This window comes from Leifsonia poae (genome assembly GCF_050632195.1).
In the GTDB taxonomy this organism is placed as follows: domain Bacteria; phylum Actinomycetota; class Actinomycetes; order Actinomycetales; family Microbacteriaceae; genus Leifsonia; species Leifsonia poae_C.
Window position 1 is genome coordinate 1813108 of the sequence record NZ_CP192580.1, and the last position, 22939, is coordinate 1836046.

Below are 22939 nucleotides of genomic sequence, written 5' to 3' on the forward strand. Positions count from 1 at the left end.
GTTTCTATACAAAGTAAGATCGCGCATCGCTCCGGGGGCGCATCCGAATGCCGCAGAATCACGCGGGGGAGCGAGAAAGTGCTTGCGAAAACTTTGATTGTCGACTTTACTAACAAACATGTTGGTGGAAGAGGGACGGCGTTCGACGCTCAGTGACACGGGTCCGCTTCCGGCCGATCGGGGGATGCTTCCCGGCCGCGCGTTGCGCCCCAGCGCCAAGGTTCTGCCCGAGCATGCGCGCAACCACAACAGGTCCCTCGTCCTTCAGACCCTCTACAGGTCGGGCCAGGTCAGCCGTGCCGATCTCGCCCGGGCAACCGGGCTCACCCGCGTGACGATCTCCGATCTGGTCGCCGGTCTCATCGCCGAAGGGCTGATCGTCGAGCTCGGTCAGCGCGACGACGTCCGTCCTGGTAAGCCGGCTGTTCTGCTCGATATGAACCGCGGTGCCACCCAGATCATCGGTGTCGACCTCAGCGAGCACTCGGTCTTCCGTGGGGCGGTGCTCGACATCGACGGTCGTATTCTTGCCAGCGCCGAGATCGCGCTCGCAGGGAGTCGCGGAGACGAGGCTACGGCAAAGGTACTGACACTGGTCGACCGGCTCATCGCCCTGACCACCGCACCCATTCTTGGGATCGGCATCGGTTCGCCCGGCATCGTCGACGCATCCGGAACCGTGAACGCCGCGCCGAACCTCGGCTGGAGCGACGAACCGTTGCAGCGGCTGATCGCCGAGCACACCTCCCAGCCCGTCTTCGTGGCGAACGACGCGAATGTCGCGGTGCTCGCCGAGCACGGCTTCGGGGGAGCGCACGGCGACATGATGCTCGTCAAGGTCGGTCACGGCGTCGGGTCCGGGCTGCTCGTCGCGGGTGCCCTGGTGCTCGGCAGCCGCTTCGCGGCGGGTGAGATCGGGCAGGTCATGGTCGGCACCGACGACGGCGCCGACACTCCGTACGACCGTGAGAAATGCTTGGAAGCGTGGCTGGCGGTTCCGCGCCTCGAATCGCGCGTTGCCGCAGCGGCCATCGCCGGCGAGTCGATCGCCCCCGTTCTCCGTGAGGCCGGTCAACGGCTGGGAGTTGCGCTCGCTCCGATCGTGGGCGCGCTGAACCTCTCCGAAGTCGTGGTGAGCGGCCCGGAGGAACTCCTCGACGGTCCCCTTCTCGAGGCGGTGGGGGAGACGCTGCGCAACCGCACGATGGCCGGCTTCCATTCCGATGCCACCCTCCGGATGACCAGTCAGGGCCGTGACATCGTCGTGCGCGGCTGTGTGGTCATGGTCCTCTCAGCGCAGCTCGGGGTGTCCTGATGACGATGCTGCTCGAGCGTCCGGCGGCCGCGATCGCCGAGTCGTTCGCGCTCGGCCTCGGGGTCAGGGATGCGCTGCCGCGCTTCCAGGGGCGCTGCACCGTCGTGCGCCTGGCGACGATCGACAACGAGGTACTAGACGTTCCGCGCTGGTCGACCCTCGCCGAGGCGTGGGCCGACCCCGCAGACGCCGCGTGGCGGCGCTGGTCGGACAACCCCGTAGTGACGGTCGGTCCCGCGGACGACCCGAATCTCGTGCTCGCAACCCTCACGCCGGTGATCGTCATCGGGGTGGACAACGAGGCCAACGGATACGCGAGGAGCGTCATCGACGCCGTCCGGGCATCCTGCGCCTCGGTGCTCGTCGTCGACATGGGTCTGCGCCTCACCGACCACCGCTACGCCGACATCGCCACCTTCGGGTTCGATCGCGCGCGCGGTGGCGCGCTGCTCGACCTGCTCACGCCCGCGCGCTGAGCGCAACGACGACGAACGTGGCTCAGAGGGCCCAGGAGACGCCGAGCGTCGACTGGAGCGCGTGCTGGGCCGCGCCACGGAAGGGCTGCTCCAGCGCGACCTTCGCGTAGCGGAAGCTGAGCGGCATCGCCGCACGAACGGTGTGTCGTGCCGCCTCGGCGCGCAAGTGGGCGATGAACTCGTCTCCGAGTTTCGGGGCCGTGCCGCCGAGCACGACGTTGGGAACGTCGAGCGCCGCGCCGGCGAGGAGCAGGGCCCTCGCCAGCACGCGAGCCCCGAAGGCGATGCGTTCTCGCGACTCCGGCTGCGCAGCCAGTGACTGCACGTCCACCGATTCGAGGTCGGTGCCGTGCGGGAGCCCGAGCAGGGACGTCACCGAGACGATCTCTTCGAGGCAGCCGCGGTTGCCGCAGGCGCAGAGCGGAGCATCCGGCCCGAAGAGCACCGGGACGTGCCCGATCTCGCCCGCACGGTGCGCGGCCCCGGCCAGCAGGCTGCCGTCGACGATGAAGGCCGCCCCGACACCCGTGCTCAGGGAGACGAACATCTGGTTGGCGCCGAACTGGTCGGAGGTCGAGTAGTCGGCGAGGGCCTCGGCGTCGGCATCGTTCACGAGGTGCACGGGGGCGTCGACGATACCGCGCAATTCGTCGGCCAGATTCAAGTCGGTCCAGGCCAGCTGGACGCTCTCGCGGATGAGCGGCCCGTCGACGATTCCGGGCACCTGAACGCCGACGGCCAGGACCCGTGCGTTCGTGGCCGCGACCAGACGGCGGGCCATGCTGCGCACATCCTCGATCGCACCGGGGGAGTCCGGACGCTGCGAGAGCGTGGCGAGTTCGGTGCCCAGCAGGTTGACCACGGCACCCCGGATGAGGCCCGGCTGAACGACGATCGAGAGCAGGACGTGCTGCGCGGAGTCGATCTGCAGGGTCGTCGCACGCTTTCCGCCCGTGCTCTCGGCCCGTTGCCCTTCGAGCACGAGCCCCTCGGCCAGCAGGCCGGCAAGCAACGACGACACCGTCGCCGAGGTCAGGCCGGTGCGACGGGCGATACTCGCCCTCGTCGCTGTCCCGTTGCCCGACAGCACGAGCTGCAGCGCGTTGGTGAGATTGCGCTCACGAACGGCAGCCTGTGTCGCCTTGTTGTGATCGTCTGCCACTGCTGTCCGCTCCTCGACGCGCGTACTCCCCGCCCTCGACCCTAGCGAATCCGCGACGATTCGCACCGGAGGCCGGGCTGGGCAGATTCCGCCTGGGAGTCCGTGGATCGCTGCACGGCCAAGCCCTGGCGATTGTCAGCGGAGCGGCGCAGTATGGCGGTATGGGCAAGGGGCTGATGCTGGTGGACGTTCAGCGCAACATGCTGGATGGCGAAGGCGCCATCGAGGGCGCTGTCGCCTTCCGCGAAGCCCTGGCGGATGTCCTCGAGCGCGCCCGCGAGGCGCGTGTGCCGATCGTGCACGTCAGAAACGACGGCAATGCCGGCGATCCGGACGAGCCGGAAACGAACGGGTGGGAATTCGTCTTCCCGCCGCTCCCCGGCGAACCCGTGGTGCGCAAGGATGTGGGCGACACCTTCCAGGCGAATCCCGCTCTCGCCGACGTGCTGCGGGCGATGGGGGTGGACTCTTTGGTGATCGTCGGGCTCCAGAGCGAGTACTGCATCCTGGACACGAGCCGCGGAGCTCTGCTGCGGGGGCTAGGCGTGATCCTCCCGTCGGACGGCCACGCCACCTACGACGCCGACGAGCCGGCAGCAGCCATCTCGGCCCGGGTGACCGGAGAGCTCGCCGACGATGGGGTGACGATCGTCGAACTCGCGTCGGTGGATTTCACCGATTAGCGCCGGCACCGCGGACGCCCAGCCGGATGCCCGGCTAGGCTCTCGGTGCACGAGGGAGATCGAGATCGCGATGGATGCCGCCACGCCCGGAATCGAGCTGTCGCACGCCTACTTCGACGACATCGTGCAGCCGATCCTCGCGGAGGCACTGTCAGGGACGCCGTATTCGGCGGGTCGTCTCGGCGGCGGTTCCGATGTGCTCGGGCTCGACGATGCGACATCCCGCGACCACGACTGGGGCCTCCGGGTGAACCTCTTCGTGCCGACTGAGTCGGTCGACGCGGTCGCCGCAGAGCTCGAACGCCGACTTCCAAGCAGTTTTCGCGGCCATCCGACGCGATTCCCGTTCACGGGCGAGACGGATGCACGCCACCACGTCGACGTCGACACCGTTTCGCGCTTCGCCCATTCGCGGCTCGGCTTCGATCCCCGCGACGGAGTGACCGTCGACGATTGGCTCTCGCTGACGGGGCAGGCCGTGCTCGAGATGGTAGCTGGTCCGGTCTTCGCAGATCACAGCGGAGAGCTCGCAGCGGTGCGGGCGCGGCTCGGCTGGTACCCCGACGATGTCTGGCGGTACGTGCTGGCCTGCGACTGGATCCGGATCGCCCAGGAGCTGCCGCTGATGGGACGGGCTGCGGACGTGGGGGATGAGACAGGCTCGCGCATCATCGCCGCTCGCTTGGCGCATACTGTGGCGCACCTCGCGTTCATGGTGGAGCGCCGCTGGCCGCCATATGCGAAGTGGTTCGGTACCTGTCTTCGGGAGCTCGCGGGCGCGGACGAGCTCGGCGCCGCCATCGACGAGGTGCTCGCCGGAACCGATGTGGGAGTTCGGCAGCGCGGGATCGCCCGTGCTCTGGATTCGCTGCTCGACCGTCAGAACGCGGTCGGCCTGACCGACGCGCCGGTCGCGACGGTCCCGTTCTGGGATCGGCCGTATCTGCATCCGGACCCGGTGATCGTCGAGCAACTGCTCGATCCGATCCGGGATCCTGTCGTGCGGGCGCTGCCGCACGGTCACGGCTCCATCGAGCAGCGGACCGACACCGTCGACATCCTCGTCGACGCGCGAGCACGCCGCCGGATGATCGGCTGACGACCGCAAACCGACCGCACAGCGAAAGGCCCTCTGATCAGAAATCTCTGATCAGAGGGCCTTTATTGTTGCGGGGACAGGATTTGAACCTGCGACCTCTGGGTTATGAGCCCAGCGAGCTACCGAACTGCTCCACCCCGCGGCACAAGAATTGACTCTAGCACGGACTCGGCCGCCACGAAAATCGACGCAGCCCCGTCCCGTTGAAACCGACGCTGCGACCCCGAAACTCTTGTCCGACGTGCCCCGCAAGGGGTCGGCGATTGCACGCACCGCGGGCTCGACCGCCGATAGAGTCGTACACAAGAAGGGGAGTCTATGCCGAACTCGACACAGAAGTACCGGGTCTGCGTCATCGAAGACGATCCAGACGTCGCGTTCTTCATGAAGACCGTGCTCGAGAAGCGCGCCGACTCCGTCGTTCTCACGATCACCGCCCCCGCGACTGCCATGCAGCAGATCGCGGAGTTCGAGCCCGACCTGGTGCTCACCGACATCGAGATGCCCGGGGTCTCCGGTCTCGACATCCTCAAGCAGCTCCGTGTGGAGTACCCGGGCATGCCCGTGGTGGTCATGACAGCCCACGTCTCCGTCGACTACGCGGTCTCGGCGCTGCGATCGCAGGCAGACGAGTTCCTCACCAAGCCGGTCGCCTCCGCCGACCTCGTCTCGATCGTGACGAGGCTGGCCGAAGAAGGGCGCACGAGGATGGCGGCATCGGCGCCACTCGTCGTGCTCGCGATCGGCGCGCATCCGGATGACGTGGAGATCGGTGTCGGGGGCATTCTGTCCGCGCACCGCGACGCCGGCAACAAGGTCGTCATCCTCACGATGTCCCGGGGCGCCCGGGGCGGGGATGCGCAGAACCGGCAGCACGAATCTCTCGCGGCCGCCGAACTGCTCGGCGCCCGCTTGTTCATGGAGGATCTGGAAGACACCCAGATCTCTGCCGCCGACCCGACCGTCGGGATCATCGAACGCGTGGTAGCCGAGGTCCGCCCCGACATCGTGTACACGCACTCGGCCCACGACCGACACCAGGATCATCGAGCGGTGCATGCCGCGACGCTGGTCGCTACGCGCTCGGTACGAACCGTGTGCTGCTACCAGAGCCCGTCGGCCACCATCGACTACCGTCCGACCCGCTTCGTACCGATCGACGGGTTCACGGATGCGAAGCTCGCGCTGATCGACTGCTTTCAGTCCCAGACCGAGCTGCGCGCCTACCTCGAGCCCGACTTCGTGCTCGCGACGGCACGGTACTGGTCGCGCTTCGGTGGTGGCCAGAACTGCGAGCCGCTCGAGGTCATCAAAGACACTGCCGACATCTCCATGCCCGTCTCCTCGATGACACAGGGCACCCGATTCAAAGGAAACAACGCGTGACAAGAGTTCTCGTGACCGGTGCCGGTGGTCCGGCCGGCGTCGCCGTCATCCGCTCGCTGCTCGCTCGTGCCGATGTCGAGGTCCTCGCGGCGGACATGGACGGCTGGGCAAGCGGTCTCTACCTCGTTCCTGCGGAGAACCGCCGGATCGTCCCGGCGGGGCGCGCGGAGACGTTCGTCGACGACCTGATCGCGATGTGCTCGGCGGATTCCGTCGACGTGCTCTTCTCCACGGTCGACGTGGAGCTTCCAGGACTCGCGGCGCGACGGGATGAGCTGGTCGCCGTCGGCACGGCCCTGGCCGCACCGAGCTACGAGACTCTCACAGTCTGCCTCGACAAGTACAAGCTCGCGAAGCGCTGCGCACCTTCGACGGCTGTGCCGGAGACCCGGCTCCTCAACCGCGAGGGCGTCGGCCACGACTGGGAGTTCCCCGTCATCGTGAAGCCGCGCAGCGGCGCGGGATCCCGAGGGGTCAAGCTCATCGCCGACCGCGGAGCGCTCGAGGCGCTCGGCACCGACGAGAGCATCCTGATTCAGGAGAACCTGCCGGGGGAGGAGTTCTCGGTCGACGTGCTAGCCGCCCTCGACGGCAGTGTGATCGCGGCCGTCCCGCGCTCGCGCGAGCGCGTCGATTCCGGTGTCTCGATCGCCGGTCGCACGGTCCGCCGCGACGAGTTGATCGACACGGCTTCGGAGGTCGCGCGGGCCATCGGGCTGACCGGGGTGGCGAACGTGCAGCTCCGGTACAGCAAGGCCGGGATTCCCGCGCTGCTGGAAGTGAACCCGCGATTCCCGGGCGCAATGCCGCTCACCATCGCCGCCGGCGTCGACATGCCGTCGCTGTTGCTCGACCTCGTGCTGGGGCAGCCCGTCCCGAGCACGGTCGACTTCGTCGAGCTCGCGAACGTGCGGTACCTGGAGGACGTCTTCCTCGACCCGTCGGATGTGCTCGTCTCCGAGAACGCCGCCCACGGCGAAGGGCCCGGCGAGGAATGAGCTCGGCTGGGTCGACGCCGACGCGAAGCGCACTGTTGCGCGGCGACTTCCACGTGCATTCCACCTTCTCCGATGATGCGAAAAGCACGTTGGCCGAGAACCTGGCGGCGGCAGAGGCCGTGGGCCTCCGCGAGATCCGCCTCACCGACCACGTCCGTTCGGCGACCACTTGGGTGCCGGAGTTCCTCGCGGCGGTGGCGGCCGAGCGCATCCCGAGCGGTCTGACCGTGTTGAGCGGTGTCGAGACGAAGCTGCTTGATGTGACGGGAGCCGTCGACATCCCCTCCGACTTGCTGGTCGGGGAGGCCGGGGGAGTCGACGCGATCGTGATCGGCGACCACCAGTTCCCCGGTACCGACGGACCGTGGTCTCCGCGAGCGACTCGCGAGCGGTTGGATGCGGGCCTTCGCCGACGACGACGCTTTCGACCTTCTCATCACGGCGAGCGTGCGCGCCATGGAACGCACGCCGCACGCGCAGCTCGCCCACTGGTTCTCGATCCTGCCCAAGGTGGGCCTTTCGGAAGACGGGCTGGGCGCATCCCGCCTCGCCGCCTGGGCCGATGCCGCCGCCCGAACCGGAACCATCGTCGAGGTCAACGAGAAGTGGGGCTGCCCCGGTCCGGCGGCTGTCGCCGCTCTGATCGCCGCAGGTGCGCGCATCGTCGCCTCCACCGACAGCCACGACGCCGCAGATGTGGGTCGCTACGACCGGGTCGCGGCGATCCTCTCCGAGGCCGGAGTGCCCGAATGACCGCAGCGCCCGACATGAACCGACCGAACGCGAACGACACCTGGAGTGACGAATGAGCCCCGCAGACCTCAACGCGGACCTGCGCGCCGAACTGCAGAACGAGATCGACGACGACCGCCGCTGGGAACTGCGGTTGCTGCCGTTCGCCGGTATCGCTGTCGTCGTGATCGCCGCGATCGTGGTCGTTCGTGTGGTGTTCTTCTCGTGACCGAGCCGACGATGAAACGGGTCGTGATCGCCGACGACGACGCGGACATCCGCGCGCTGATGGTGATTGCCGCCAAGCGGGCCGGCGTTGAGATCGTCACGGCCGCCGACAACGGTCTGAGCGCCCTTGAGAGCGTCCGCGACGGCGGTGTCGACCTTGCGATCCTCGACATCTCCATGCCGGGGATGAACGGGGTAGACGTGGCCACGCGCATCCGGGAGGACGCTGCCACCAGTTCGACACTCATCCTGATGATCTCTGCCTCCGTGCAACTGCTCACCGACCACGGAGTCGTCGCCGACCGATCCGACGCGTTTCTGATCAAGCCGTTCAGCCCGAAGGCGCTGTCGCTGCGTATCCGCGAGATGCTCGGATTGGAGGCGACCGCATGACGCTCGACCGCTGGCTCCGACGGATCTCCCTCGATTCGCCATCGCCGTCCATCAAGCAGCTCCCGACGATCGGCGGGTTCGTCCTGGCGATCGTGCTGGTGATCCTCCCCGTCGGGCAGAGCGTCGAGAGCATCCCGTTACTGATCATCTCTGTGGCGATCGTGACTCTCGCATCGATTCTGGCCTTCGCTCTGCCGTGGAAACGATTCGCCACCGAGTGGTCGATCATCATTCCCGTGCTCTCCCTGGTCGCGGTCGGGTTCTTCCGATTGGCGACGGGAGGGTCGAACTCGCCGTTTGGCGCCCTCCTCCTGCTGCCTTTCGTCTGGATCGCGACGGAAGAGGGCCGGATCAACGTGCTGATCGCGGCGCTCGGCACTTTCCTGGTGCTCTTCGCGCCCGTCGTCTTCGACCCCACCCCCAGAGCTCGATCGGTGACCTGGTTCGGGCTTTCTTCTCGCCGATCATCTACCTGATCGTCGCTGCGGTCATCAACGAGATCGCTCACCGGGTGAGACTTCAACTGGCGGCCGCCCAGGCCAACGCCGCGCAGCGCAAGCAGCTTCTCGAGGAAGCGGTGCTGGCAAAGGACGAACTTGCACTCAACGAGGCGAGACTCAAGACCGCGAACCGCCTCATCCGGAGCATTTGGAACGCGGTAACCGAGCAGTCGGTCATCGGAACCGACCTGGACGGCCTGATCGACGTCTGGAACCCCGGCGCGGAGAAGATGTTCGGCATCACCGAGAAAGAGGTGCTCGATGCGCATCGGCACGTCGTCGACTTCCATCTGACCAGCGAGCTGGAACAGCGACTGCGCGACATGGACGCGACGCTCACCACTGTGTCGAGCGCCGAGGACTTCTCCGCCCTCGTGGACGCCGTCCGCTCGGGGTATGCGGACGTGCGGGACTGGACATACGTCCGCCCCGATGGCAAACAGGTACCGGTGCAGGTGGCCGCCACACCGCGAATCGACGAGAACGGGCACCGTGTCGGATTCATTTTCGTGGCGACCGATATGACACAGGCGCGCGAGTTCGCGAGGCTTAAAGACGAGTTCGTCGGGCTCATCTCGCATGAGCTCCGCACGCCGCTGAGTTCCATCCTGGGCTATCTCGAGCTGATGAAGGACGACGAAGACGATCCTCTGTCGGAGGAACAGCTCACCTACCTGGCCGTCGCCGAGCGCAATGCGCACCGGCTGCTCCGCCTGGTCGGCGACCTGCTCTTCACCGCTCAGGTCGAGTCCGGCCGGTTCCCGCTCACTATCGGCGAGGTCGACCTCAGCCACGTGATCGTGTCCTCGATCGAGTCGGCCAGGCCGGTGGCAGACACAGCGTCGGTCTCGCTCGTCGCCGAGACTCCGCCCGATTCGGTCATCGTGCGGGGAGACGCGCTTCGACTCGGTCAGGCGGTCGACAACCTGATCTCGAATGCGATCAAGTTCACGCCGGCGGAGGGTCGCGTCACCGTGTCGCTCCGCAGGGACGACGACCAGGTGGTCATCTGCGTGACCGACACCGGCATCGGGATTCCCGCCGTCGAGCTCAGCAAGCTCTCGACTCGGTTCTTCCGTGCGTCGACGGCAACCCGCAACGCGGTGCCCGGAGTGGGGTTGGGACTCACGATCACCAAGGCGATCGTGACCGCGCACGGCGGAAGCGTCGATATCGCCAGCGAAGAAGGTGTCGGCACGACGATCAGCGTGCGACTACCGTTGGAGGCGGAGGCCGCTGAAGCGGAGCAGGCGGCCGCGCACTCCGGCGGCCCATCTTGAGGGAGTGACCGATGACTGAGACGGCCGCGAACATCCTGGTCGCCGTCGTGCAGTTCGCCCCGACGGACGACAGGATGCACAACCGCGACCGAATCGCCGCGTTCGTCGCCGTCGCGGCTGCTCGCGGTGCCCGGCTGATCGTGTTCCCCGAGTATTCGTCGTACTTCGTGCATCCCCTCGGCGAAGGATTCGTCCACAACGCCGAGTCGGTGGACGGCGATTTCGTCGACACCCTCCGGGGTGCGGCGCGCGAGCACGACGTCTACGTCGTCGCCGGGCTCGTCGAGGAGACGGATGTGCCGCGGCGGTTCTCGAACACGCTCGTCGCGGTGGACCCGCTCGGGGATGTCGTCGCCACCTACCGCAAACAGCACCTGTACGACGCCTTCGGCGCCCGAGAATCGGACTGGGTCGTTCCCGGCGAGCTGGGGCGGCCCCAGATCTTCCACGTCGACACCATTCCGGTCGGCCTGCAGACCTGTTATGACATCCGTTTCCCCGAGGTCAGCCGTACGGTGGTGGATGCGGGAGCCGAGCTCATCGTCGTTCCCGCCGAGTGGGTTCGCGGTCCGCTCAAGGAGCACCACTGGCAGACCCTGGTGACCGCGCGCGCCATCGAGAACACCGTCTACATCGCGGCTGCGGATCACACGCCGCCGATCGGCGTCGGCACCAGCCTCATCGTCGACCCGATGGGAGTCGCCCTGGCTGCACTGGGTGAGACGACCGGTGTGGCCGTGGCCGAAGTATCCAGGGCAAGGGTCGCGGAGGTGCGGGAGTCGAATCCGAGTCTCGCCCTGCGCCGCTATCGGGTGGAGCCGATCGACTGAGGCGCTAGCGCCGGATGTCCGCCAGCTGCGCCGCGGCACGTTCCAGCACATCGATGCGTTTGCAGAACGCGAACCGCACGAGCGAGGCGGTGCTGTCGGCATAGTCGTCTTTGCAGAACGCCGAGAGGGGGACGGCGACGACTCCCGCGAGGTCGGGAAGGGCCAGGCAGAATTTGACGGCGTCGCGGTAGCCGAGGGGCGCGGCGTCGGCGACGACGAAGTACGTGCCCGCCGACGGCGAGACGTCGAATCCGGCCGTGCGGAGACCGTCGCTCAACAGATCCTTCTTGACGCGCAGATTGTCGGCGATGCCGGTGAAGTACTCTCGCGGCAATCGCAAGCCCGCGGCGATCGCCGGCTGGAACGGGGCGCCGTTCACGTAGGTCAAAAACTGTTTCACGGCCAGTACGGCTGTCACGAGCTCCGTGGGTGCGGTGAGCCAGCCGATCTTCCACCCCGTGGTGTTGAACGTCTTGCCGCCGGACGAGATGCTGATCGTGCGTTCGCGCGCACCGGGCAGCGTGGCGATCGGCACGTGCGGGGGTCCGAAAGTGAGATGTTCGTACACCTCGTCGGTGACGACGATCGCATCGTGCCGGTGCGCGAGCTCGATGATCGTCTGGAGGACCTCGTTCGAGAGCACGGTACCGGTGGGGTTGTGCGGGGTGTTGACGAGGATGATCCTCGTGCGGTCGGTGACGGATGCGCGCAGTTCGTCGAGATCGGGCTGAAAGTCCGGTAGGCGCAGTGGCACCGTGCGATGGATGCCGTCGGCCAGCCCGATCAGGGCACCGTATGCGTCGTAGAAGGGCTCGAACGTCACGACCTCGTCACCCGGTTCCAGAAGGGCGAGCAGGGTGGCTGCCAGCGCTTCGGTGGCCCCCGCGGTGACGAGAACCTCGCGGTCGGGGTCGAAGCGCAGACCGTAGAACCGCTCCTGATGTTCCACGATCGCTTCGCGCAGGTCTCGGATGCCGATTCCCGGCGGATACTGATTCTCGCCGTCCCGAATGGCGGCGATCGCAGCATTCAGGACCTCGGTCGGTCCGTCCTCGTCGGGAAAGCCCTGGCCGAGGTTGATCGCACCGGTGCGAGCGGCCAGCGCGCTCATCTCCGCGAAGATCGTCGAGGCGATGGAGCCGTCGTCGCCGAGCAGCCCGGCTCCGCGCGCTGCGCGCCGCCAGGATCCGTTGACCGTCATGCCATTCCTTCCATCGGGTGAGACCAACCTACTTCGGTCACACTCGACGGATGCATTCTGTACGTTAAGGAGAGTCATCGGTAGGCGGTAGGTCGTCCACAGGGTGCGCAAATAGAACGTCCAGGTTCGCAGCCCAAGCTTTGAGTGCTTGGAAGGAGCAACACCATGACCGACACCCCGAACACCCCGGAGGCCGCGAAGGCCCACGACGCCGCGACCGAGTCGGCCGTGGACGCTGCAGCCGAGAACACCAGCCACATTCCCGCTGAGCCCGCCGCTGCGGCACCCGAGGCGCCGGCGGTCCCGGCACCCGCAGCACCCGACGCGCCGGCAGCTGCGGCACCCGCCGCTCCCGCACCTCAGGAGGCTGCAGAAGACACGGCGGCGCAGCAGACCCTCCCGCAGCCGGCGCCCGTCGCGCCGGTCGCCTCCGCGCAGCAGACCCAGCCGACACAGCCCGTTCCGCCGCAGCCCTACGGCCAGCAGCCCCAGCCGAACTACGGCCAGGGCGCATTCGGCCAGCCGGCGCCGCAGCCGCACCAGGGCATCCCGCAGCAGCCGTACGCGGCTCACGCGCAGCAGAACCCGTACGCCACGCACAACGGCGCACCCCAGCCCGGAGCCGCGCCGACCACGAAGAAGCGCAACACCGGCATGATCGTCGCCACTCTGGCCATCGGCGCCCTCATCGGCGGCATCGCGGGAGCGGGAGCCGGCGTCGGCATCTACGCCGCAACGGGCGCGAACAACTCTGTCGTCAGCACGGCCACCGGCCCGCAGAACGTCACCGTCAACAACTCCAACGACGCGACGACGGTGACAGCGGTCGCCGCGAAGGCGTCGCCCAGCGTCGTCACCATCTCGGTGACCGGCGGCCAGTCCGGCGGCACCGGATCGGGCATCGTGCTCACCTCTGACGGCTACATCCTCACCAACACCCACGTCGTCACGCTCGACGGCCAGGCGTCCGATGTGACCATCTCGGTGCAGGACAACGACGGCAAGCTCTACTCGGCGAAGATCGTCGGGACCGACCCGACGACCGACCTCGCCGTGATCAAGCTCGACGGTGCATCCGGTCTCACCCCGATGAACTTCGCCGACTCGAGCAAGCTCAATGTCGGCGACACGGCGGTCGCCATCGGCGCCCCGCTCGGCCTCGCGGGCACCGTCACCGACGGCATCGTCAGTGCACTCAACCGCAGCATCAGCATCGCCTCGTCGGCGGCGCCGAACAGCAGCGACGGCAGCGACGGAAGTGACGGAAGCCAGGGCGGCCAGACCCCGTTCAACTTCGACTTCCCGGGTCAGGGCGGCAGCGGGAGCCAGTCGCAGACCCAGTCGCAGGCGACCATCTCCCTGCCCGTCATCCAGACGGATGCGTCGATCAACCCGGGCAACTCGGGTGGCGCGCTGCTGAACTCCAAGGGCGAGCTCATCGGCGTGAACGTCGCGATCGCCAGTGCCAGCGGCACCTCGTCCGACGGAACGCAGTCGGGCAGCATCGGCGTCGGCTTCGCCATTCCGGCGAACCTGGCCAAGCGTGTCTCCGACGAGCTGATCGCGAACGGGAAGGCCACCCACGGCCTCCTGGGTGCCTCGGTCGTCGACTCGAGCAGCGACAGCAAGGCGACCACGGTCGGCGCGCAGATCAAGGAGGTCACCGGCGGTGGCGCAGCGGCCTCGGCCGGACTGCAGGCCGGTGACGTGGTCGTCGGTTTCAACGGCCTGCCGATCACCAGCGCGACCGACCTGACCGCTCAGGTGCGGGCTCTCGCATCCGGTGCCAAGGCCGACGTCACCTACATCCGTGGTGGACAGACGAAGACCACGACCGTCACCCTCGGATCGCTCCCCGCGAGCTGATCCAGAACGACACGACTGAGGCCGTCCCGCACTCGCGGGGCGGCCTCAGCTGTGCGCCCTCCAAGGCCCGGCGGACACTCGGCTGATAAGCTCGATCGACCCGAACGACGAATGGAACAGATGCCGGACGAAGCAACACGGAGCACCCTCCCGGGAGTGTCGTATGTGATGCCCGTTCTGAACGAGGTCACGCACGTGCGCGCCGCCGTCGACAGTCTGCTCAATCAGGATTACGAAGGTCCGTTCGAGGTCAACCTCGCGCTCGGCCCGAGCATGGACGGCACGACCGAACTCGTCGAGGAGCTCGCTGCCGTGGATCCACGCATCCACGTGCTCGACAACGAAGTGGGCTCGACACCCGCCGGGCTCAACCTGGCGATCCGCGCATCCCGATACCCCGTCGTCGTCCGGGTCGATGCACACTCGGTTCTCCCGCCCGATTACGCGCGCATCGCCGTCGAGACCATTCTCGAGACCGGTGCCGCCAACGTCGGCGGTCTGATGGATGCGCAGGGCACGACTCCTTTCGAGCGTGCGGTGGCGCGTGCGTACGGCAGCCGAATCGGTCTCGGCGGCACCAAACTGCACGTCGGCGGCGAAGCGGGTGCGGCGGAGACCGTGTATCTCGGCGTCTTCCAACGAGACCGGCTACTCGACGTCGGTCTGTTCGACGAGGGAATCAAGCGCGGGCAGGACTGGGAGCTCAACCGTCGGCTGCGGGCTAGCGGTGGAACCGTCTGGTTCACCCCCGGCTTAAGGTCACCTATCGTCCGCGCCCCAATCTCTACCGGCTGGCTCGCCAGTTCGTCTCCACGGGAGTCTGGCGCGGTGAGCTCGCCCGCCGTTTTCCCGCCTCGAACGGCGTGCGCTACTTCGTGCCGCCGGCGATGGTCATCGCTGTGGCGATCGGGCTCATCCTCGGCATCATCGGAGTCGTGCAAGCAGCCGTCGGTGCAACACCGTGGCTGCTGATCGGTTTCGCAGCCCCGCTCTTCTACATCCTCATCGTCATCGTCTCGGCGTTGCTCTGGGGCCGGCGTGACGGCTTTCGCTCGTTCCTCTGGTTTCTCGTAGTCTTGCCGTGCATCCATTTCTGCTGGGGGATCGGCTTCGTGCTCGGCTACCTCTCCCTCACGCGGAACATCACCGCCCACACGGGAAGGTAGTCATGTCGTCTCCAGACAGCGGAGCCAGCGGCGTTCCCGACCACGGCGCGCGCCCGACCTCCATCGCCGAGCTTCGTGCCGTCGCGCAGCCGCCCGAGGTGCGCGGGCGGCGCAACGCCGAGCACTGGACAGCGTCGCTCTACCTTCGCAACCTCTCGCCGTACCTCACCTGGCTCCTGCTGAAGACGTCGATCTCGGCGAACGGCGTGACCGGGTTGATGATCCTCACCGGATGGGCGACAGCGGCTGCCCTGCTCATCCCGGGATTCGGGGAGCGGCCCTGGCGCTCATCCTGGGTCAGCTGCAGATGCTCGTCGACTGCTGCGATGGTGAGGTCGCCCGCTGGCGCAAGACATCGTCGCCTGCGGGCATCTTCCTCGACAACGTCGGCCACTACTCCACCGAGACCCTCATCGCGATCGCCCTGGGCATCCGTGCCGCCGGCTACCCGCTCGATGCCCCGGCCGACTTCCTCTGGACCAATCTCGGTACGCTGCTCGCCCTCATCATCGTGCTCAACAAGGCACTCAACGACATGGTGCGTGTCGCCCGTGCCAACGCCGGTCTTCCGAAGCTGGCCGACACGCAGAGCGAGTACATGCCGACCCACGGCATCGTGGCCCGGCTCCGACAGGTTGCCCGGTTCGTGCCGTTCCACCGGCTCTACCACTCGGTGGAACTGACGATCCTCATCTTCGTGTTCGCGATCGTGGGCCTCTTCATCGGCGATGTGCTCGCCGACCGGATCCTGCTCGTCGCGCTCGTGCCGCTGGCGCTCCTCGCGCTGGTCGGGCACTTCGTGACCATCATGGCGTCCAAGCGAGTCCGTGGCTGAGCCGCGGGTCGGCGTCGTCGTCCTCACCCAGGGGACGAGACCGGAGGACCTGCATCGCGGCCTCGCATCGGTGCTCGCGCAGACGGGTGTGAAGACGGATGTCGTCGTCGTCGGGAACGGCTGGGACCCGGCGACCGCCGAACCCGCCCTGCCCGCGGGTGTTCGCGCAGTGCACCTCGAGGAGAACCTCGGGATTCCGGCCGGCCGCAACCAGGGAGTTCCCCTCGTCGAGGGAGACATCCTGCTGTTCCTGGATGACGATGCGAGCATCCCGTCGACGACATTTCTCAGCGACGCGATAACGCTGCTCGAACACGACAAGGGCGTCGGGATGATCCAGCCGCGCATCGTCGACCCGTCGGGAGAGATGTCGCCGCGCCGCTGGATTCCGCGCATCCGCAAGGGTGACCCAGGCCACTCCAGCAACGTGTTCTCGGTATGCGAGGCCGTCATCGTGATGCCACGGCGGGTATTCGACGCGGCGGGTGGCTGGGCGGCGCCGTTCTTCTACGCACACGAGGGCATCGACCTCGCCTGGAAGGTCTGGGATCAGGGACTGCGCACGTGGTACGCCGGCGACCTGATCGCCAACCACCCGGCGGTCTCTCCGACCCGTCACTCGTACTACTACCGGCTGAACGCCCGGAACCGGGTCTGGCTTGCCCGCCGGAACCTTCCGGCGGTGCTCGTCCCGTTTTACGTCGGGTCCTGGACGGGGATCCAGATCCTGCGCTGGTTCCGTCAGCCCGCCGTGCTGCGTGCCTGGTTCGCCGGCTGGTCAGAAGGGTGGCGCAGCGATCCGGGGAGCGTCGGCCGCTGCGCTGGTCGACGGTCTGGCGGATGACCATCGCCGGTCGCCCACCGATCGTCTGAACGTGCGTAGCGCGCCCCGCTGAGGCCAGGGTCAGTCTTCGGGACGCTCGTCGACGTCCATCGCGTCGACATCCGTCTCGACATCATCGGACTGGGCAGGGACCCGCGGCTTCGTGCGTTCGATCGCTTTGAGAGGGATGGCCCCACGGAGCGCTCGTCCGGCCTTGCCGGCTGCCTTTCCTGCGCCGCTGCCGAGTCGCCTGGCGCTGTCCGTCGCCGCAGAGAGCGACCGCGAGGCGATCCCACCGCCCTCGGGCTTCACGCGGACCGTGCGGGCCGTCAGGGTCAGCGCTGGGGCGAACTCCATGGGCGCAACGCCGAAGGCCAGTCGCGAGTTCTGCACGACCCGGCGTCCGAGGATGTTGTTGCCGGCACCCCCGATCACGGCACCGACTCCGAACGGGATGGCGCGGGCGATCATGGTCGTTCCGCCGCGCACCGCGAACTGCCGGATGAACACGCTCTTGAGACGATCGACGAGGGGACCGACCACCATCGTGGGCAGGCTGGCTGTGACCAGCTCGCCCCAGTACGTCGACCGGCTGCTTCCGGCTCCGGTCAGTTGGCCGGCGAGTTGCCTGACGAGGTCGGAGCCTTCGCGGCCGAGCATCATCGTCAGCACGAGCGCGCGAGCACGGTCGGGATCGTCGACGGCAATTCCGTGGAGCTCGCTGAGCGACTGCGCGTAGAGGGCGGTCGCTTCGAGGAAGGCGACCGTCTCGACACCCGAGAGGGCGAGCGTGACGCCCGTGCCGATCGCTGGGATGACCGCGGTCACGCCAACCGCCGCACCCCCGGTCGTGACCGCCGCCAGATAGCGGCGCTGAAGGATGATCGCCAACTGCGCCGGCGTCGCCTCGGGATTCCGGCGACGGATGCTGCGGAGATGCGCGAGCACCGCCGGCCGTTGAATCGCAAGGAATCTGTCAAGCGACGTGTTGAGCGCGCGCGGTGTGTCGCCGCCCTTGGGAGGGCCGCCGGTGACCGAGATGATCGGTTTCTCCTGTTTTGCCATCGTCAGACGAGTGTAGACGCCGTCCCTTAATGCACGCATTTTCTCTACTCTGAACCGGAGGCCGCAAGGCTTGAGTCGATGCGACTCTGGATAAGGAAGCTTGATACCCGTAGCTATGGTGTATGCCTGAAACACACTCGCAAGCAGCCCAGACATTCGGGGAACGCGTCCGGAGCGCCCGCGTGGACTTGGGTCTCAGTCAGGAGAGTGTCGCGGAGCTCGCCCAGATGCACGTGACCAACTTCGGCAAGATCGAACGCGGCTCGGCCAACCCCAGTCTGCACACGATCATCCGGATCGCGAGCGTGCTCGGTGTCGACCCGGCGACCCTCGTCGACGGGATCGGCGTGAGCCAGCTTCCGCCCAACTTCCACGTTCTGACCGCGGCCGAGTTCGTGCGTGAGCGCCGCATCCGCCAGTGAGCGGGAGGAGGGATGCCGTGACAGCGCGTCACACACGGCCACGGCATCCCTCGTCTAGAAGCTCACGTGCCAGAGGTACTCGAGGCCGTCCGGCTGAAACCAGCGGACGACCATGACGGAGTCACGCTCCAACTCGGTGCCCGTGACCGTGGCGGAGACGGCGTCTCCGGGCACCACGGCAGTCGGAGCGGTCACTCTCAGCCGCGCACGGCCTGACACGCTGATGCTGACGCCTCGAAGCACATCGCCACTCGTGTTGACGAGCCGGTACATCGGCGGTGCGCTTCGGTCGACTTGCCACGGCACCCGGTAGGCGAACTCCCGGTCGGAGCGGACGGACAAAGGACGACGAAGAACTCGAAAACGAACCATACCCAGAAAGTAACCAGCCCAACCGACGCTCCAGCCCACCCCCAACCCCGAACCGGGTCTTTTCGGGGATAACTCCGCGCGCCCCCATCTTGTGGAGGAACGTCAGGTCAGCGGCAGCAACGTTCGCGCCACGGAATCGCTCAGGATCCGTAGTCCTGGTTGTACAAGTCGAGTACTTCCTCGATCGGCCCGTCGAGAACCAGTGCGCCCTTGTCGAGGTAGAGCCCGCGTGTGCAGAATCGCCTGAGATCGCGCTCGTTGTGCGAGACGAAGAACAGGGTCCGACCGCCGTCGAGCAACTCCTCGATGCGGCGGTAGCACTTCTCGCGGAACCCACGGTCACCGACGGCGAGAACCTCGTCAACGAGGATGATCGGCTCTTCCAGCTGCGAGATGACGGAGAAGGCAATACGCACCTTCATGCCGCTCGAGAGGTGCTTGTACGGCGTGTCGACGAAGTCCTCGATCTCAGCGAAGCCGATGATGCTCTCGAAGCGCTCGTCGATCTGCGCATTCGACATTCCGTGGAGGCCTGCCGTGAGGTAGACGTTGTCACGCACGGTGAGGTCGTCGACGAATCCGCCGGTGATCTCGATGAGGGAGCGACCCCGTCTGCGACGTTCACCGTTCCCTCGTCGGCCAGCATGACGCCGGCGACGAGCTTCAGCAGGGTCGACTTGCCCTGTCCGTTGCGCCCGACGACGCCGATCGACTCGCCGCGCTGCACGTTGAACGAGACGTCGCGCAGCGCCCAGAAGTCATCGGGGCGGGATCGACGCTGTCGCGACGAGAACAGGTCTTTGAAGAGCCGGCGCCCGCCCCGGTTGCGGCGGAAGCTGATGCCGATCTTGTCGGCCGTGATCACCGGCGCGGTCGTGACAGTCGTCGACATCAGATCTCTTTCAGGACGGCGCGTTCGCAGCGACGGAAGACGAGAAGACCGATCACCAGCAGGATGGCCGACACGAGCGCGCTCATCCCGACGAGGTACCAGTCGAGCTCCTGAGGGAAGAACGTCGAGCGGTACAGGCTGAAGAGCCCCGTCAGCGGATTGAAGGCCGCCAGGTCCCGCAGAAAGTGCAGGTGCTCGAGATCGCGGGCGCTGTAGATGATCGGAGAGGCGTAGAAGAGAAAGCGCAGCATGAGCTTGATCGCCCGTTCCAGGTCGCGGAAGAACACGACGAGCGGCGCGACGATCAGCCCGATGCCGACCAGGAGGACCGTCTGGATGACCACGGCGAGGGGGAAGAACAGGATATCGATGTTGACCTTTGCCCCGCTGATGATCGCGAAGAAGGCGAGCACGGGCAGCGAGGCCAGAAACTCGATCCCCTTGGACATCACGATGCGGTTGACCCAGATCGTGCGCGGGATCATCGTGGACCGGATGAGCTTCGACTCCCGGAGGAAAGCACGCGTGGCATCCGACACGGTCCCGTTGAACCACATCCACGGGAGCAGTGCCGCGAGCAGGAAGACGATGTACGGATCTTCGCCGACCGAGCGCTTGAAGACCTGGGTGAACACGAACCAGTAGATACCGCTCATGACGAGCGGATCGAGGATCGACCACAGATAGCCGAGCGCGCTTGTCGAATAGCGCACGCGGAGGTCGCGCTTCGTCAGCAACCAGAGGGAGTGGCGGTACCGCGCGAACTTCGTTCGCTGGCCGGGGCGCACCTCGGAGAATGTACTGGTCACGGAACCCATCGTATTGATCGACACCGCGTGCTAACTGACGCGGACGATACGACTATACGAAAAGATTGGCCCTCTCGAGGTCTTCGGCGAAGTCGACCTCGACCGCGTACAGGTCGGAGATGTCGATCGGCTCGACCAGCATCTTGTCCTGCTCGATCGCGAGCTCGATGCCGCGCTCGAAGTAGTCCTGGTCTCCGACGCGCTGCAGCTGGCGCAGCAGCGCCGCCTTGTCTTTGCTCGAGATGTAGTTGATGCCCACGGCCTCGCCGAGACCGTTCTTGACGGTCTTGGAGAGCTCCAGGATGTACCCCTCGGCTCCGGTCGTGTACTTGACCTCTTCGTCGGCGACCGACGAGGTGTTGACCGTCACGAAGGTCTGGTCGCGGTTGACCGTCGCGGCGGCGCGAACGAGGACGGCCGGGTCGAAGACCACATCGCCGTTCATCCAGAGCACGCCGCCGTTGCCGGAGGCCTGCAGAGCGCGCATGAGGCTCTTGGACGTGTTGGTCTGGTCGTACTGCTCGTTGTAGACGAAGGACGCATCGGGGAAGGCCTCGATGATGTGCTCCAGCTTGTAGCCGACGACGATCGTGACCTTGGCGTCCTTGCCGAAGGCGGCGTGGATGTTGTCGAACTGCTGCTGCATGATCGTGCGGCCGTCGTTCAGTTCGGTCAGCGGCTTGGGAAGGCTGCGTCCGAGGCGGCTGCCCATGCCGGCGGCCAGAATCACTACCTGGGTCGTCACAATTGTCTCCTTGGGTTTCGTGCGGATGGATTCCCAGTGGTGTCATTGCCACCGGTACGCCGACCTGGAGGAGAATTTCGCCCAGGCCCGAACAATCGAGTTCGGCCCGCACTTACGCGTATCGACACGCCGTTATGCCTCCCCCAGAGTACCCGGCACCCCTTTCGAGGGGCAGGGGTTGACGTGGGTCGTTGTGGGGTCGTTACGTTCTTCACAGGACTTTCCTAGGCTCCGATTTCACCGGATTGCGGCTGGTGTATCCCCGCCAGGGGACGGCTTGGTACGGTAGCGAGGTGAGTTTCGAGCGTGCGTCATCCGAGAGTCCAGAGTCCACCGAGGCCCTGGACGCACCGGTTGCGGACACAGCACGGGGCGCTGCGAAGCAAGCGGCACCACGGTCACGCACAACCGCTTCGGGAGCGGGAATCACGGGGGAGCAGACGGGGGACGAGATGGCTGCCGAGGGCAGTGAAGGGCAGGCGGTGACGCCGAAGGCGCCGACGCGGACGACGAAGCGCCGACCGGCGGCGAGTACGGCGAAGACTGCTGCCGCCGCCATTGGAACGAGCACGACGGCGCGAGGCACGAGGTCGACCACGGGCAAGACCACGGCGCCCAAGTCCACGGCGGCCAAGACGACTCCGGCGGCCAAGTCGACGACCCCGCGCACGACGAAGACGCCGTCGCGGGCTCCGAAGACCGCCGCAGCGACAGTCGCGACCCCCTCGTCGTCGAGACGACGGCGAGAGTGGATGCGGTCGACGTGATAGCTGTCGTCGACACGAGCGCCGAGACGGTCGAGGCTGCCGAGGTCGTCGAGACTCCCGCGGTCGTCGAGACTCCTGCGGCCGTCGAGGTCGCGGAGCCGGCGACGACAGCGGCTCCCGTGACATCCCGTGCACCCAGCGTTCTCTCCCTGTCCGGGCTCCACAAGCGCTTCGGCGACATCGTCGCGGTCGACGGTGTCTCGCTCGAGGTCGCCGAGGGCTCCTTCTACGGCATCGTCGGCCCGAACGGGGCCGGCAAGACGACGACCCTGTCGATGGTCACTGGTCTGTTGCGTCCCGATGCAGGCACGGTCCTCGTTCACGGCGTCGACGCGTGGCGAGACCCGGTCAAGGCCAAGCGCACCGTCGGAGTCCTTCCCGACAAGCTTCGGATGTTCGACCGCCTTACGGGTGCGCAGCTCCTGCACTACGCCGGCTCGCTTCGCGGGCTCAGCGCCAAGACGGTGCGAAACCGCTCGGCCGACCTCGCCCAGGCCTTCGGTATCGAGGACGCGCTCGACCGCCTCGTCGCCGACTATTCGGCGGGTATGACGAAGAAGATCGCGCTGGCGGCCGCCATGATCCACTCGCCCCGGCTTCTGGTGCTCGACGAGCCATTCGAATCCGTCGACCCCGTCTCGGCCGCGAACGTGATCGACATCCTCCAGCGCTACGTGTCCGCGGGTGGAACAGTCGTGCTCTCGAGCCACGGCATGGACCTCATCCAGCGGGTGTGCGACAGCGTCGCGATCATCGTGCGCGGCAAGGTGCTCGCCGCAGGAACGATCGACGAAGTCCGCGGGGAGCAGACCCTCGAGGAGCGCTTCGTCGAGTTGGCCGGTGGACGCAAGGCTGCGGAAGGCATGGAGTGGTTGCACAGTTTTTCGGACTGAA

Annotated in this window: 23 protein-coding genes, 1 tRNA gene and 4 pseudogenes; 20 read left to right on the top strand and 8 right to left on the bottom strand. The window is 66.8% G+C overall.

Features of this window, described 5'->3' with window-relative positions; translation table 11 throughout:
* The first annotated feature begins 184 nt into the window (after positions 1 to 184).
* Both ACQ86A_RS09160 and ACQ86A_RS09165 read left to right on the top strand, forming a co-directional pair.
* Positions 185 to 1315 carry an ROK family protein gene (locus ACQ86A_RS09160; protein ID WP_431280410.1) on the top strand — a complete coding sequence of 377 codons (1131 nt, stop codon included), beginning with the start codon at positions 185 to 187 and terminating at the stop codon, positions 1313 to 1315.
* Positions 1315 to 1791: a hypothetical protein gene (locus tag ACQ86A_RS09165; RefSeq protein WP_431280217.1), complete on the top strand. Its 477-nt coding sequence runs from the start codon at positions 1315 to 1317 to the stop codon at positions 1789 to 1791. The genes ACQ86A_RS09160 and ACQ86A_RS09165 overlap by 1 nt, the downstream gene beginning before the upstream one ends.
* 22 nt (positions 1792 to 1813) lie before the next feature.
* Here ACQ86A_RS09165 and ACQ86A_RS09170 read toward each other — a convergent pair whose 3' ends face one another.
* Positions 1814 to 2953: an ROK family protein gene (locus tag ACQ86A_RS09170; RefSeq protein ID WP_431280218.1), complete on the bottom strand. Its 1140-nt coding sequence runs from the start codon at positions 2951 to 2953 to the stop codon at positions 1814 to 1816.
* Between the two features lie 161 nt (positions 2954 to 3114).
* Here ACQ86A_RS09170 and ACQ86A_RS09175 point away from each other — a divergent pair, with 161 nt between their 5' ends.
* Positions 3115 to 3636: an isochorismatase family protein gene (locus ACQ86A_RS09175; protein WP_431280219.1), complete on the top strand. Its 522-nt coding sequence runs from the start codon at positions 3115 to 3117 to the stop codon at positions 3634 to 3636.
* A gap of 70 nt (positions 3637 to 3706) precedes the next feature.
* Positions 3707 to 4735, top strand: a complete 1029-nt coding sequence (locus tag ACQ86A_RS09180; RefSeq protein ID WP_431280220.1) for a DUF4037 domain-containing protein — start codon at positions 3707 to 3709, stop codon at positions 4733 to 4735.
* 68 nt (positions 4736 to 4803) lie between these two features.
* Here the strand turns inward: ACQ86A_RS09180 and ACQ86A_RS09185 are convergent.
* Positions 4804 to 4877 (bottom strand) — tRNA-Met (locus ACQ86A_RS09185).
* Between the two features lie 176 nt (positions 4878 to 5053).
* Between ACQ86A_RS09185 and ACQ86A_RS09190 the strand changes: the two genes are divergently transcribed.
* From ACQ86A_RS09190 to ACQ86A_RS09225, 8 genes and pseudogenes are all read left to right on the top strand, one after another.
* On the top strand, positions 5054 to 6121 hold the full coding sequence (locus ACQ86A_RS09190; protein ID WP_431280221.1) for a response regulator: 1068 nt from the start codon (positions 5054 to 5056) through the stop codon (positions 6119 to 6121).
* Positions 6118 to 7119 carry an ATP-grasp domain-containing protein gene (locus ACQ86A_RS09195; protein WP_431280222.1) on the top strand — a complete coding sequence of 334 codons (1002 nt, stop codon included), beginning with the start codon at positions 6118 to 6120 and terminating at the stop codon, positions 7117 to 7119. The genes ACQ86A_RS09190 and ACQ86A_RS09195 overlap by 4 nt, the downstream gene beginning before the upstream one ends.
* Positions 7116 to 7872 (top strand): annotated as a pseudogene (locus ACQ86A_RS09200) (PHP domain-containing protein). The gene ACQ86A_RS09195 and the pseudogene ACQ86A_RS09200 overlap by 4 nt, the downstream one beginning before the upstream one ends.
* Positions 7873 to 7924: 52 nt before the next feature.
* Positions 7925 to 8080 (top strand): hypothetical protein, encoded by a 156-nt coding sequence (locus ACQ86A_RS09205; protein ID WP_431280223.1) that lies wholly within the window; start codon positions 7925 to 7927, stop codon positions 8078 to 8080.
* Positions 8077 to 8472 carry a response regulator gene (locus ACQ86A_RS09210; RefSeq protein ID WP_431280224.1) on the top strand — a complete coding sequence of 132 codons (396 nt, stop codon included), beginning with the start codon at positions 8077 to 8079 and terminating at the stop codon, positions 8470 to 8472. The genes ACQ86A_RS09205 and ACQ86A_RS09210 overlap by 4 nt, the downstream gene beginning before the upstream one ends.
* Positions 8469 to 8948 carry a hypothetical protein gene (locus ACQ86A_RS09215; protein ID WP_431280225.1) on the top strand — a complete coding sequence of 160 codons (480 nt, stop codon included), beginning with the start codon at positions 8469 to 8471 and terminating at the stop codon, positions 8946 to 8948. Before ACQ86A_RS09210 ends, ACQ86A_RS09215 begins: the two co-directional genes overlap by 4 nt.
* Before the next feature lie 35 nt (positions 8949 to 8983).
* Complete coding sequence (locus ACQ86A_RS09220) at positions 8984 to 10252, top strand: sensor histidine kinase (protein WP_431280226.1); 1269 nt, start codon at positions 8984 to 8986, stop codon at positions 10250 to 10252.
* An 11-nt stretch (positions 10253 to 10263) separates the two neighbouring features.
* Positions 10264 to 11082: a carbon-nitrogen hydrolase family protein gene (locus tag ACQ86A_RS09225; protein WP_431280227.1), complete on the top strand. Its 819-nt coding sequence runs from the start codon at positions 10264 to 10266 to the stop codon at positions 11080 to 11082.
* Positions 11083 to 11086: 4 nt separating this feature from the next.
* Here ACQ86A_RS09225 and ACQ86A_RS09230 read toward each other — a convergent pair whose 3' ends face one another.
* Positions 11087 to 12283 carry a pyridoxal phosphate-dependent aminotransferase gene (locus tag ACQ86A_RS09230; RefSeq protein WP_431280228.1) on the bottom strand — a complete coding sequence of 399 codons (1197 nt, stop codon included), beginning with the start codon at positions 12281 to 12283 and terminating at the stop codon, positions 11087 to 11089.
* A 165-nt stretch (positions 12284 to 12448) separates the two neighbouring features.
* Here ACQ86A_RS09230 and ACQ86A_RS09235 point away from each other — a divergent pair, with 165 nt between their 5' ends.
* The 5 genes and pseudogenes from ACQ86A_RS09235 to ACQ86A_RS09255 all read left to right on the top strand — a co-directional run bounded on the left by ACQ86A_RS09235 (position 12449) and on the right by ACQ86A_RS09255 (position 17023).
* Positions 12449 to 14149 (top strand): S1C family serine protease, encoded by a 1701-nt coding sequence (locus ACQ86A_RS09235; protein WP_431280229.1) that lies wholly within the window; start codon positions 12449 to 12451, stop codon positions 14147 to 14149.
* 120 nt (positions 14150 to 14269) lie between these two features.
* Positions 14270 to 15121, top strand: coding sequence for a glycosyltransferase (locus ACQ86A_RS09240; RefSeq protein ID WP_431280230.1), 852 nt, complete (start codon positions 14270 to 14272; stop codon positions 15119 to 15121).
* Positions 15085 to 15315 carry a hypothetical protein gene (locus ACQ86A_RS09245; RefSeq protein ID WP_431280231.1) on the top strand — a complete coding sequence of 77 codons (231 nt, stop codon included), beginning with the start codon at positions 15085 to 15087 and terminating at the stop codon, positions 15313 to 15315. Before ACQ86A_RS09240 ends, ACQ86A_RS09245 begins: the two co-directional genes overlap by 37 nt.
* Before the next feature lie 2 nt (positions 15316 to 15317).
* Positions 15318 to 16150: pseudogene (locus ACQ86A_RS09250) on the top strand (CDP-alcohol phosphatidyltransferase family protein).
* A pseudogene (locus tag ACQ86A_RS09255) lies at positions 16143 to 17023 on the top strand (glycosyltransferase family 2 protein). The pseudogenes ACQ86A_RS09250 and ACQ86A_RS09255 overlap by 8 nt, the downstream one beginning before the upstream one ends.
* Before the next feature lie 31 nt (positions 17024 to 17054).
* Here ACQ86A_RS09255 and ACQ86A_RS09260 read toward each other — a convergent pair.
* Complete coding sequence (locus tag ACQ86A_RS09260; protein WP_431280232.1) at positions 17055 to 18038, bottom strand: hypothetical protein; 984 nt, start codon at positions 18036 to 18038, stop codon at positions 17055 to 17057.
* Positions 18039 to 18220: 182 nt separating this feature from the next.
* Here ACQ86A_RS09260 and ACQ86A_RS09265 point away from each other — a divergent pair, with 182 nt between their 5' ends.
* Complete coding sequence (locus ACQ86A_RS09265; protein ID WP_431280233.1) at positions 18221 to 18460, top strand: helix-turn-helix domain-containing protein; 240 nt, start codon at positions 18221 to 18223, stop codon at positions 18458 to 18460.
* A gap of 54 nt (positions 18461 to 18514) precedes the next feature.
* On the opposite strand, the gene ACQ86A_RS09270 is transcribed toward ACQ86A_RS09265, so the two are convergent.
* From ACQ86A_RS09270 to ACQ86A_RS09285, 4 genes and pseudogenes are all read right to left on the bottom strand, one after another.
* Positions 18515 to 18802, bottom strand: a complete 288-nt coding sequence (locus ACQ86A_RS09270) for a hypothetical protein (protein ID WP_431280234.1) — start codon at positions 18800 to 18802, stop codon at positions 18515 to 18517.
* 170 nt (positions 18803 to 18972) lie between these two features.
* Positions 18973 to 19724, bottom strand: a pseudogene (locus ACQ86A_RS09275) (ABC transporter ATP-binding protein).
* Positions 19724 to 20533, bottom strand: a complete 810-nt coding sequence (locus ACQ86A_RS09280; RefSeq protein WP_431280235.1) for an ABC transporter permease — start codon at positions 20531 to 20533, stop codon at positions 19724 to 19726. Before ACQ86A_RS09280 ends, ACQ86A_RS09275 begins: the two are co-directional and overlap by 1 nt.
* A 52-nt stretch (positions 20534 to 20585) precedes the next feature.
* Positions 20586 to 21278, bottom strand: coding sequence for an NTP transferase domain-containing protein (locus ACQ86A_RS09285; RefSeq protein ID WP_431280236.1), 693 nt, complete (start codon positions 21276 to 21278; stop codon positions 20586 to 20588).
* Positions 21279 to 21730: 452 nt separating this feature from the next.
* On the opposite strand from ACQ86A_RS09285, the gene ACQ86A_RS09290 reads away from it, so the two are divergent.
* Together ACQ86A_RS09290 and ACQ86A_RS09295 are read left to right on the top strand one after the other, a co-directional pair.
* Positions 21731 to 22045: a hypothetical protein gene (locus tag ACQ86A_RS09290; RefSeq protein WP_431280237.1), complete on the top strand. Its 315-nt coding sequence runs from the start codon at positions 21731 to 21733 to the stop codon at positions 22043 to 22045.
* 119 nt (positions 22046 to 22164) lie between these two features.
* A complete protein-coding gene (locus ACQ86A_RS09295) occupies positions 22165 to 22938 on the top strand; it encodes an ABC transporter ATP-binding protein (protein WP_431280411.1) in 774 nt (257 codons plus the stop codon).
* Position 22939 lies beyond the last annotated feature (1 nt).